General features: G+C 38.2%; 13 protein-coding genes and 1 pseudogene. 6 read left to right on the top strand and 8 right to left on the bottom strand.

The genetic code is table 11. The features are described from left to right. The 3 genes from trmD to CWATDRAFT_RS14875 all read left to right on the top strand — a co-directional run. A partial coding sequence (gene trmD, locus CWATDRAFT_RS14885; RefSeq protein WP_007305780.1) for a tRNA (guanosine(37)-N1)-methyltransferase TrmD occupies window positions 1–584 on the top strand: 584 nt, incomplete at its 5' end. A gap of 36 nt (window positions 585–620) precedes the next feature. Next, window positions 621–2528 (top strand): FAD-dependent oxidoreductase, encoded by a 1908-nt coding sequence (locus tag CWATDRAFT_RS14880; RefSeq protein ID WP_007305781.1) that lies wholly within the window; start codon window positions 621–623, stop codon window positions 2526–2528. Window positions 2529–2862: 334 nt separating this feature from the next. Next, on the top strand, window positions 2863–3342 hold the full coding sequence (locus tag CWATDRAFT_RS14875) for a hypothetical protein (protein WP_007305782.1): 480 nt from the start codon (window positions 2863–2865) through the stop codon (window positions 3340–3342). 162 nt (window positions 3343–3504) lie between these two features. Here CWATDRAFT_RS14875 and CWATDRAFT_RS14870 read toward each other — a convergent pair whose 3' ends face one another. The 8 genes and pseudogenes from CWATDRAFT_RS14870 to CWATDRAFT_RS14840 form a co-directional block, all read right to left on the bottom strand. Beyond that, window positions 3505–3777: an acylphosphatase gene (locus CWATDRAFT_RS14870; RefSeq protein WP_007305779.1), complete on the bottom strand. Its 273-nt coding sequence runs from the start codon at window positions 3775–3777 to the stop codon at window positions 3505–3507. Between the two features lie 4 nt (window positions 3778–3781). Then, the gene (locus tag CWATDRAFT_RS14865) at window positions 3782–4168 is read right to left on the bottom strand and encodes a cyclic nucleotide-binding domain-containing protein (protein ID WP_007305778.1); all 387 of its coding nucleotides are present in this window, start codon (window positions 4166–4168) and stop codon (window positions 3782–3784) included. Window positions 4169–4269: 101 nt separating this feature from the next. Further along, the gene (locus tag CWATDRAFT_RS14860) at window positions 4270–4563 is read right to left on the bottom strand and encodes a hypothetical protein (RefSeq protein WP_007305777.1); all 294 of its coding nucleotides are present in this window, start codon (window positions 4561–4563) and stop codon (window positions 4270–4272) included. Between the two features lie 52 nt (window positions 4564–4615). Then, complete coding sequence (locus CWATDRAFT_RS14855; protein ID WP_007305776.1) at window positions 4616–5260, bottom strand: histidine phosphatase family protein; 645 nt, start codon at window positions 5258–5260, stop codon at window positions 4616–4618. 22 nt (window positions 5261–5282) lie between these two features. Next, the gene (locus CWATDRAFT_RS14850) at window positions 5283–5921 is read right to left on the bottom strand and encodes a histidine phosphatase family protein (RefSeq protein ID WP_007305775.1); all 639 of its coding nucleotides are present in this window, start codon (window positions 5919–5921) and stop codon (window positions 5283–5285) included. Between the two features lie 99 nt (window positions 5922–6020). After that, window positions 6021–6833: a tetratricopeptide repeat protein gene (locus CWATDRAFT_RS14845; protein WP_232287111.1), complete on the bottom strand. Its 813-nt coding sequence runs from the start codon at window positions 6831–6833 to the stop codon at window positions 6021–6023. Between the two features lie 90 nt (window positions 6834–6923). After that, window positions 6924–7052, bottom strand: a pseudogene (locus CWATDRAFT_RS33755) (CBS domain-containing protein); the annotation flags it as partial. 129 nt (window positions 7053–7181) lie between these two features. Beyond that, window positions 7182–8621 (bottom strand): NF041680 family putative transposase, encoded by a 1440-nt coding sequence (locus tag CWATDRAFT_RS14840; RefSeq protein ID WP_007305772.1) that lies wholly within the window; start codon window positions 8619–8621, stop codon window positions 7182–7184. A 79-nt stretch (window positions 8622–8700) separates the two neighbouring features. Between CWATDRAFT_RS14840 and CWATDRAFT_RS14835 the strand changes: the two genes are divergently transcribed. The 3 genes from CWATDRAFT_RS14835 (at window position 8701) to CWATDRAFT_RS14820 (ending at window position 11548) form a co-directional block, all read left to right on the top strand. Further along, entirely contained in the window at window positions 8701–9096 is a 396-nt protein-coding gene (locus tag CWATDRAFT_RS14835) for a hypothetical protein (RefSeq protein WP_007305783.1), read from the top strand. A 431-nt stretch (window positions 9097–9527) separates the two neighbouring features. Next, entirely contained in the window at window positions 9528–9845 is a 318-nt protein-coding gene (locus CWATDRAFT_RS41370; protein WP_197088028.1) for a hypothetical protein, read from the top strand. 275 nt (window positions 9846–10120) lie between these two features. After that, window positions 10121–11548, top strand: coding sequence for an NADP-dependent isocitrate dehydrogenase (locus CWATDRAFT_RS14820; protein WP_021836033.1), 1428 nt, complete (start codon window positions 10121–10123; stop codon window positions 11546–11548). Window positions 11549–11582 lie beyond the last annotated feature (34 nt).

Below are 11582 nucleotides of genomic sequence, written 5' to 3'. Positions count from 1 at the left end.
TCCCTTATGGGGGTGGAGTCGGGATGCTGTTGAAACCGGAACCGATTTTTGCTGCAGTGAATTCTCTGCCTCGCTTACCGAGTTCACAGGTCATTTTGTTAACTCCTCAAGGTTCACCGTTAACCCAAACTACTTTACAGGATTTGGCGACCCATTATCAACAATTGATTTTAATTTGTGGTCATTATGAAGGGGTTGATGAGAGAATTCGTTATTTGGCGGATCGGGAGATTTCTTTGGGGGATTTTGTGTTAACCTGTGGAGAAATTCCTGCTTTGGCTTTAATTAATGGGGTGGTTCGTTTGTTACCTGGAACGGTGGGCAAGGTTGAATCTTTGAAAGCCGAAAGTTTTGAAGATGGCTTATTAGATTATCCTCAATATACTCGTCCTGCTGTTTTTCAAGATTGGCCAGTTCCTGATGTTCTTCGTTCAGGAAATCATCAATTAATTGCCCAATGGCGACGGGATCAACAGATAAAAAGAACCCAACAACGTCGTCGGGATCTTTGGGAACAATGGGTTAAGGGGAAGAGTTCGGAGTTCGGAGTTCGGAGTTCGGAGTCTGATGGTAAGAGTGATTAATTTAATTATCAATTAGTTCTATATTCTACATTTTTTATGTTTTCTCGTCGTACTTTTTTCAAGGTTTTTGGAGTTGGGGGTTTAGGTAGTTTAATCGCTTATTCTCGCTTTAAAAAGCCATCTCCTTCTTTTTATCAACAAGATAGTTTAACTTTACCTTCCCGTTTAACTCAATCTAAATCTGTGGTTGTTATCGGTGCTGGTTTGGCTGGTTTGGCTTGTGCTTATGAGTTAAGTCGCCGAGGTTTTGAGGTGACTCTACTAGAAAAATCTCCCAATTTAGGGGGGAAAATTGCCAGTTGGACTATCAATGTTGGTCAAGATAGTTTCAAAATGGAACATGGTTTTCATGGTTTTTTTCCTCAATATTATAATCTTAAAAAAATTGTTTCTGAATTAAATATAGAAAATAATTTTCGCTCTTTAGGCTTTTATTCTGTTCTCTTTTCTGACAAGAAATATAAATATAAAGCCGAAAACTTTTATCCCAGTCATTCCTCTTTTCCTTGGAATATTGTCGACCTTGCTGTTTGGTCAGAAAATCGTTTTAACTGGGGTATTAATATGAGTAAGTTATCCCATTGGCAGGTATTTAAAGAGATTACCGGGTTTAGAATGCCTGATAGTTTTGACAGGTTGGATCATCTCTCTGTTCTTGAGTGGTCAAAAATAGGTTTTCCCCAAGGACTTTATGATTTATATTTTCTTCCTTTTGCTCGTTCAACTCTAAATTCCCCTGATGTTTTAAGTGCAGGAGAATTACTCCAATTTTTCCATTTCTATTTTTTCGGCAACCCCGAAGGTTTAGCTTTTAATGGCACAAAAGATGATATGGGAACCAGTCTAGTTGAACCTATTATTAATAATATTAGAAATAATCAAGGTAATGTTATAAAAGAAGCACAGGTTAGCAATATTGTTTGTCAAGAAAATAAAATTATCTCTCTCAACTATCAACAGGGAAATGAGGTAACTAATGTTCCTTTTAATGTTGACAAAAATACCATGTCATGTAATGACAATGAAAGCTATTATGGAGATAGCGATCGCCTATTTTTAGAGACAGATGAACAGGTGATTGGTTTAACTTGTACTCATCAAGGTTGTACGGTTAAAAAACAAGAAGATGGGAGCTTTTTATGTCCTTGTCATGGTGCAACATATGATGAAAATGGCAATATCAAAAAAGGACCAGCGAAACAAAATTTAGCTCGTTATCAAGTTGTAGAAAAAGAAGATACATCGGTTAAGTTAGTTAGTCAAGAAGCTAAGGAAAATATCAATAGCGAGACTTTACAAGCAGACTATTATGTTATTGCCACCGATGTGCCAGGAATACGTCATTTATGGACAAGAATGGAAGGAGAAAATAATGAGAGTTTAACCCAAAAAATTGAACAATTAGCGGTTGCTGATCCCTTTGCGGTGGGTAGGTTTTGGTTTGATGAAGATTTTGATTGGGAACATAGTCATTTTACCTCTCTTTCTGGTTACGATCTCACCGATAGTATTACCTTATATCATCGCATCCAAACCCAGTTTATTGAGTGGTCGAAAAAAACGGGAGGAAGTGTCATAGAATTACACGCATATTGTTATAAAGAAAAAGATTTTCCCACCCAAGAAGTTTTATTAAGAACCTTTGAAAAAGAGTTATATGAAATTGTTCCTCAACTATCACAAGCTAACCTATTACACAAAGAATTAGTTAATCAAAAGAACTTCTCTGGTTATCCTCCCAATAGTTACCAAAATCGTCCAGATACGGTTACAGATGTTGATAATTTGTTTTTTGCAGGAGACTGGGTTAAAATGCCGTTTCCCTGTGGTTTAATGGAAAAAGCTGTTAGTAGTGGTTTATTAGCTGCTAACGCTATTTTAGAAAAAGAAGGTTTACAAAGACGGACATTATTGACTGTTAATGAAGGTATCAGATTAATCTAGTTTTAGGAGTTAGGAATTTTGTGTCAGATTCGTAGGATGGGTTAGGCGAAGGGATGATTTTTCGGGAAACCTTATAACTTTTGATTTGCGCCGTAACCCATCACAGATTTTTTGTGTATTTTTATACATTCTCCACCACAATCTCAGGATAGCCCGAAGTTATACATGAAGTTATACACGGAAAAGGGAGGGGTTATGTTAAGTTAATAGAAACTTTATTCTTCAAATAATTATGATCACAAAAATCGCCAAAAAATTCGAGGAAACCTCATAAAATGAGGTTTCCTCTTATGGAAAGATTCCTTTAACCCTTGCTGCTTCTATTGCCTTATCTTTGGGTGTTTCTAACGTAGCTAATGCTGCTGCTATTAGTCCTATTAGTTATGATATGTTGAACAGAAATGGACAAGCTATTGGTGGTAGTTTTAATTATTGGGATAAGAACTACACTGGTTCGGGTAATACGACTCAACATAATGCTCCTTTAAGTGGAGGTTTAGGCGATTTAACAGATGGAGTTATTGCAACTGATAACTGGTTAAATGTAGAAAATGTTGCTGGTGAGGGTCCTTATGTTGGTTGGTTGTCTTTAGACCCTACAATTACCTTTAATTTTGCTAATATCGTTAATATTGATTCTGTAACCATTTATGTTGATGACTATAATGGTGTTGGTGCTGGTAACGTTAGAGTTCCTCATAGTGTTAACCTAAGCATGGGAGGAGCATCTTTTAGTTCTGGAACCCTCGTTGATCCTCCGAGTTCTGCTCCCACATCCTTACTGTTTATTTTCATTAAGATAAAACCCTCATAAGTAGGTAGGTGTAATTAAAGATAAAATAGAAAAGTACGTAGTGAAGGCTTTAGCCTTCATTATGACTTTTTTTCTAGTCCTAAAGGACTTACTACGAACTGGTTTATTATAGTGCGATCGCTAAATCTCCCCAAAGTAATATATCACACAGTTTCTTTTACCTCAAAACCCTGATATATTTGGAGGTTCCAATTTTTCCACGCTTACATCTGTCACCTTGGCACTTCTTGTCCCTTGATCACACCATTGCAACATCTGAGTAATTAGGGGTTCTGTCCCTGCAAAAATGGCTTCTACACGCCCATCAAGACGATTTTTAACCCACCCCCTAAGACCTAGCTCTTGGGCTTTCTGTACCGTAGAATAGCGGTATCCTACCCCTTGAACTTTTCCACTAATAAAAACACGAAGACAGATAGTATTAGAATGAGTCACAGTTTTACATATTTCCTAAAGCATCTAGAACCTTTTTTAAACGACGATGACGATCAGAGTAACTTCTCATAACTTCTAAAGCAAACATCGGGGTTTGTTGAACAGCAAACAAGAAATGTTTTCGGTCTAAAAAAGCTAGTTTACAGTCAGTTTTAGCAATGGCAGTAGAAGCTCGTAGATGATTTTCATGAACTAAAGCACCTTGTCCAAAAACATCTCCTTGTTGAATAACTTCAATAACTTTGCCATTGATATACATTTCTATTTCCCCCTCAATGATGCCATTCATCACTGTTCCTTCATCTCCATTTGCGAAAATAGTATCGCCTTTAGAAAAGGTTTGTTCGGGTTGAGATTTCAATAATTTGATGGTTTCAACAGGACTTAACATGGGTTGAATCACTCATTTTATAATTAACAATGTAGAATACAGAACAATTATAAAAAATAAATTCGTGCATTCTACATTCTGAGCATTAAGTAGACATTGGTTTACTGTTTATTTTTAAACTCAGCGATCATTTTGTCCGTGTGTAAAACAGTATCAACAGTGGATATGGCGTTATTTAAAACATGAAAGAAGGTAATTTTATCTTCGATTTCACGCAATTGATCGTGTATTTCTGCCGCTTTACTTTCATCTGCCATTGAATCAAGTTCACTAATTAAATTACCTTTGGCGATTTTGTAATAGGATTGTAAATCTCGGAAATGATTGTGCATTTCTGTGGCAATAGATAGGACAGAATGTTCTTTAATGGCAAATTCTGGTCTTTTATTCTCCATGTTGATTAGTCTAACTATAGGATAAATTCTCTGTTAACGATTTTAACCCTATTCAGGTACTAGGTAAGGCACGTAAATAACTATTTAAGTGAGAGCGATCGCCAATAAAATGAAACAACGGTCCAGTGGCGGTTATTTCCACTAAACTCACGGCAGCAACGGCCATCAAAAAACGATCGCGGTAATATTTAATATCAACACCCAACAGACCACACAACATAATGCGAATGGTGGCTTTATGGGAGACAATCAAAATATTACCATTGTCATGAGTTGTTTGGATCTCTTCTAGAACTTGGGAACTGCGACGGGCAATATCTATGCCTCTTTCCCCGTCTGGGGGGGCATTCCAAGCAGGATCTGTTAACCATTTGACGTAGAGATCGTGATCTTGGCGATCGATGTCTTTAGGGTGCATTCCTTCCCATTGACCATAACTGATCTCTTGTAGTCCTTCCCGTAACTCCATAGCAACCCCTATTTTTTCGCAGAGGGGTCTAACGGTTTCTCTAGTGCGATATAAAGGACTAGCGTAGATAGCTTTCCAGGGCAAATGAGAGTAAGCCTCAGCGAATGCCTGAGCCATTTGGTAGCCTTCGGGGGTTAATCCTGGGTCATTTTCTATTTTGCCGCAATATCCCCCTGTTTTACTGTAGGCTGTTTGTCCATGACGGAGAAAATAAAGTTTTAAACCCATTTTTCAAATAATTATCTTTGATCTAGGTTCCGTAGCGTTGTCTTAATTCTGTTCTCAGATGAGAGTGATCGCTCATAACATGAACTAAGGGGCCGTGTTGCGCTATTTCCACAATACTCAGAGCAGCTACGGACATTCCGATGCGATCGCGGTAGCGGCCGACATCAATACCCAATAGGGAACATAAAATAATGCGGAGGGTAGCTTTATGGGAAACTACCAAAACATTCCCTGTTATATGGGTTTTTTCGATTTCTTCCAGAACTTCTGAACTGCGACGGGCGATATCGATGCCTTTTTCTCCACCATTGGGACTATTCCAACCGGGATCAGCTAACCAGCGCACATAGTCATCATGAAATTCTTGATTAACTTGATCGGGGGTTTTGCCTTCCCATTCCCCATAATAAATTTCTTTGAGGCCGTTACGGAGTTCCATATTGATTCCCACACGCTCGCACAGGGGTTTAGCGGTTGTTATCGCTCGTTTTAAGGGACTACAATAAACGGCTTTCCAAGGAATATCTTGATAGGTTTGGGCAAAGTCTTCTGCCATTTCTACCCCAGAAGGGGTTAATTCAATATCCAACCGTCCGCAATAGGTTCCTGTTTGGGAAGATGTGGTTTCTCCGTGTCTGAGAAAGTAAAGTTTAAGACTCATTAACAATTAACCATTAGCAATTAGCAATTAACAATTGTAACAATTAATAATTAACAATTGATTAATTCCAGGGTTGGATTGTACATCCTTGAAGGATACTTAGTCACTTCCTCTTAAAATAGAACCATTGTTAGAAGAACGGGGAGTTATTTTACTGGGTTTTTCTTTTTCTATTTCTATTATTTTTCGTTCTAATTGACTAACTTCTCTTTGTAATTGGTTGATGCGGTTTTGTAATGTGGATATGGTTCTTTGATTGCGTTGATCGCTGTGTCTTTGTAAGGCTATCATTTGCGATCTTAAGGCTTGTTGTTGCCGTTGTAAGCTATGGAGTTCTTGGTTAAAACTTTGTTCTAGGAGTTCTAATTGTGAGGGCTGCTGCCACCATGAGGGTAGGGCATCTCCTAACAAGAAAACCCCTCCTATGCCCACACATATCCCACCTAAACCTACTCCAATAGCGGTAAAGATACGGGTACGCCATTTTATGGCGTGGGACAGTTTTGCCAGTAAATTCAGGGCTTCTTCGCAATCGGGTTTAATCACTAAACATTGTCGAATTCTCAAACGGATGTTTACTTCATCGTCTTTGCGATGATGATCTTCCCATCTTCCCATGTGGGCGGAGGCTAAACTGACTAACATATCTAGGTTAGAGGGGTTAAAAGCCACCGCTTCTTGTAGTTCAGCGATCGCATCATTCCAATGTTTCAGGCGCATATAACCTTGGGACCTAACATAGTGATCGTGGGATTGTTTTTGTGCTGCTTGTATTTCCTCTGGATCTATCCCTAACTCAGCAGCAATGTTTTCTAGTTCTTCTGTTGTTGGAATTCGTTGACTCGACTGACTCCATTCTGTCACCCGTTGAATATAGTTGTTGATGACATTATTGGAAACACTGGTAGTCATTTGTGTCATTTTTTCCCATCCCTATGCTATTTTTTGCTGTTTTTATCAATTAGACAAAAAAAGGCTCGTCACTGATTCTGATTGTAACAATTATCCTTGGGCCATTGTGCGAATAATATCTCCTTGAGTCAAAATACCAATCACTGTGGTATTATTCTCATCAAGAACGGGCAAACGTCTAATTTTCTTTTCGTGCATAATATGTGCCGCTTCTTTTAAATTGGACTTTGGACAAAAAAAATTTGTTAGCGTATATTTTACGCTAAACTAAAATCCCAAAATATCGGCTCTGTATCAGTCAATAAAATTGGCTGACAAATAGGGCTAATCTATAGATTCTGAGGAAAACTAAGGAGCTTTTAAGTTTTCAGTTGATTTTTTGCTCCCTTTCTTGATAACATCATGACGAGTTCGTGGGGCTTTTTTGTAACCTTTAATACGTCCGGAAGAAAAACCTCGACGTTTGGGAAATTTGGCGAAAGTCCCCAAGGTCGTAATTATTCTTGAAAAGTCTCTTTGAACTAGACTAGGGGTGATTTTGATGGATTTATTAGTCTTCAAATACTGTTCCCAATCACGGGGTAAAACCACAGCTAATTTTCTGGCAGCCCACAAATTTACATAAGAAAGAAGTGTTATTTTAAACCAATTTTCTTCATGATGTACATCGGGAGTTAAATAAGATGTCATCAATAATCTTTGTTTACCAAATCGAAAAAGATGTTCCATGTCATAACGTTGTCGATAACACTGATAACAATCAACTAAACTTAACTCATCGCGCCGAGAACCAATAACAATAAGCCACATAGGTTTCCAAATACTATTTCTTTCTTGATCTCTGACAACAATCTGGAGTAAAGTAAAGGGGTGATTGTTCATTTTATAGTTTTTAGTTCCTCTCATTAACATCTGTTTCCATCCCGAAATAGTCACTGTTAATTGACGACCTTTTTTCGTTGTAAAGGGAACATGATGAACTTCATCAGGTTCAGCCCAAGTTTGGTCATCTTTAAGGTCAAATTTATCCCCATACCAACGGGGATGTCCCGAAGTTTTGGCTTGATTTGAGTCCCGAATAAATTGACGATAAAAAACTCGGTCACTTCTAACTCTTGTAATAGTAACTAGGTCTTCATGCTTAACTTGTTCCCCAATAAAATCCTTTTGGCTGTAGTCACTATCAGCCACTAAAACAGATAATTTATCAGAAAATAAAGAACTTTGCCAGATTTTTTTTAGTTGTTGATTGCCTTGATTTACTCCTTTATGTTTAGAGGGGACTCGCTCTCCTGATAAGGGGACAGCCCAAGGGACTTTTTCTGTGTCTATTTGGTCAGGTAAAGCGCAGACAACGGAATAACAATGTCCAATATTAATGGGTTTATTTCCCTTAATTGGATTGGGGTAATGAATAAAGGTTTTATCCGCTAACGTTTCGGCAAACCGTCGTGGACAGGGAGTTGTGTCAATACCAAATAAGTTATAATGTTTTGAAGTGGGAGGAATTGTTCTCGATACCGCTGAAAATAAAGTCTCAATTCTCTGTTCATAATTAGGGTCAGTTTGAGTGGGTAAAAACTCTTGAATTCCTCTATATAAACTGTTATAATCTCTTCTAAATAAAGGATTGAGAGACAATTCAACGACTGAGTGAGCTTGTTGGTTACTGGAGAGGGCATCGAGTAATTCTATAATAGTTTCTTTTCTAGCTTTTAGTCCTTGGAAGAGGTTAGACCTCCACACCAGGAATTCCTCGACAGACGTAGCCGTTTCATTTTTGGTCATTTTTAAAATTTATTACCTTATAAATTAGCGGAATATATACGCTAACATCAAAAGAGGTTGTTTGTTACAGTTAAGGCTAATGTCATCACATTCCGAACTTAAGAACAGTCAAGATGTCCACCTGAGAGCCAAACAAATTAAGAGTCTAATTCGCTCTCTTAAACAGAAAATAAAGAAAATTGAACGGGAAGGGGAAGTAGCACCAGCTAATTGTCATATTATTCGTTATCAGGTTAATGGAAAGGGAACAATCTACTGGTATTATAAACTACAGGCTGCTGAATCAATTTTTCCTATGGCCACTAATAATGAGAAAAAAACCAAATATAAATATTTAGGACGAGCCGGAATTTCTGCTCATATTGATGCTGTAGAAAAACTCACTAGAAGAAATCTCATTGATGAATTAGAACGAGTCATTCAATCTCTAACTGAAAGCTACTTAGATATCTATATTGGAACCGAAACTGAATGAAGCTATTTAATATTTAAAATCCCCTAAAAAGATGGAAAGAGAGTTTTTAAAATCACCTTAATTCTCTATTTTAGCTCTGGAGATATGTTTAGCGTAAAATTTACGCTGATAATTGTTTTTTATCCAAAGTCCAAGTTGAAGTTAATGGAGACAATCTCAGAGAAAATGATGAAACTTTCTTCGTAAACTTAACTAATTTACAAGCCAATGGAAGCGGTATTACTTTAGGGGATGATCAAGGGGTTGGAACTATTAATGATGATGATAATTCAGCACCTACCAGACCGCAATTTGGTACTCGTGACAGAGACACTATCGAAGTCGGCAGTAACGAACTCGTCTTCGCTGGAGCAGGAGATGATCTCATTGATAGTTCTGCTGGTGGTGGTGGCAACCGTATCTATGGACAGTCAGGGGATGATACATTTATCTTGGGCAGTAATGACCGTGGGTTCGGTGGTTCAGGAGACGATCGATTCTTCATGCTAGGCGGTAATAGCACTATTACTGGAGGAGCAGGAGACGATCAATTCTCGATTGCTGTTGGTCAAATTCCTAACTCTGCCAACGTTGTCACGGACTTTACCAGTGGAGAAGATGTTTTAGGTATCGCCGGTTTGGGTATCGGTTTTAGTGATTTGAGTATTACCCAAGTAAATGCCGATACTTTAATTTCTCTTGGCAACGATGAGTTAGCTACACTGCTAGGTGTTAATAGTTTGAGTCCAGCTGACTTTGTTTTTGCTTAGTTGAGATAGATATAAGATAGGGAATAATGATCTGTAATTAGCTTTGAATAGGAAGTTATTTCTACCTTGCTAATGTATATGGTTTTACCTGTGGCTGTAACATTTATTATATGTTTACTATGGGATATTCTCTTAAGGGGCATACATACTTTACGTAATAATAATAGATGAAAACGAAATCCTCATCGACATACTTAAGATTTTAGTAAAAGATGAGGAGTTTAACCTATTTTGGGAGTTTAATAAAAGAGCAACCCTTGATTAATGATCATTGTATGTACGAAAAACTGACAGCACCCACCACAGGTTCTAAAATTACCTTTGAAGACGGTAACCCCATTGTTCCTAATGATCCCATTATTCCCTTCATTCGTGGGGACGGAACAGGAATCGATATTTGGCCTGCTACGGAGAAAGTGATCGACGCTGCGGTAAAAACTGCCTACGGAGACAGCAAAAAAATTAACTGGTTTAAGGTGTATGCAGGGGATGAAGCTTGTGATCAGTATGGAACTTATCAATATTTGCCCGAAGATACCTTAACCGCTATCAAAGAGTATGGTATCGCCATCAAAGGACCCCTGACAACCCCAGTCGGTGGGGGTATTAGGTCTCTTAACGTCGCTTTACGACAAATTTTTGAATTATACGCTTGTGTGCGTCCCTGTCGCTATTATCCTGGGACTCCTTCCCCCCATAAGTCTCCTGAAAAATTAAATGTGATCGTCTATCGGGAAAATACCGAGGATATCTACTTAGGAATTGAGTGGACAGAAGGCACAGAAATTGCTCAAAAGTTAATCAACTATTTGAACAATGAACTGATACCTGCAACGGCAGAACATGGGAAAAAACAGATTCGTATAGACTCAGGAATTGGGGTTAAACCCATTAGTAAAACTGGTTCTCAACGGTTGGTTCGTCGGGCAATTGAACACGCCTTACGTTTGCCAAAAGCTAAACAAATGGTTACTTTAGTGCATAAAGGTAACATTATGAAATACACTGAAGGAGCCTTTAGAGATTGGGGATATGAGTTAGCAACCTCAGAATTTAGAGATGTTTGTGTTACCGAAAGAGAATCGTGGATTTTGAGTAACAAAGAAGGTAAGGCTGATATTTCTATCGAAGATAATGCCAGAAAAGTTGAACCCGGTTATGATAGTTTGACCCCTGAAAAGAAACAAGAAATTTGTGACGAGGTTAAAGGAGTTATTGACGCTATTTGGGACAGTCATGGGGATGGTAAATGGAAAGAAAAGATCATGGTAAATGATCGCATTGCGGATAGTATTTTCCAACAAATTCAAACCCGTCCCGATGAATATTCGATCCTGGCAACCATGAACTTAAATGGGGATTATTTATCCGACGCTGCGGCCGCTGTTGTGGGGGGTTTAGGTATGGGCCCTGGGGCAAATATTGGCGATACTTGCGCTATTTTTGAGGCAACTCATGGCACCGCACCTAAACACGCAGGACTGGATAGAATTAATCCTGGATCTGTTATTCTTTCTGGGGTGATGATGTTAGAATATATGGGCTGGCAAGAAGCCGCAGACCTCATTAAAAAAGGTATTGGGAATGCGATCGCAAATCGTCAGGTAACCTATGATCTCGCTCGTTTGATGGAACCTAAAGTTGATCCTCCACTGAAATGTTCAGAATTTGCTCAGGCAATAATTGATTATTTTAATGATTAATTATTTATGATTTATAATAGAGACAAATTATTAA

The sequence above is a fragment of the Crocosphaera watsonii WH 8501 genome (assembly GCF_000167195.1).
GTDB classification, from domain to species: Bacteria; Cyanobacteriota; Cyanobacteriia; order Cyanobacteriales; family Microcystaceae; genus Crocosphaera; species Crocosphaera watsonii.
Note: the sequence above shows the minus strand (reverse complement) of the source record. Positions and strands in the feature narration are given on the sequence as shown.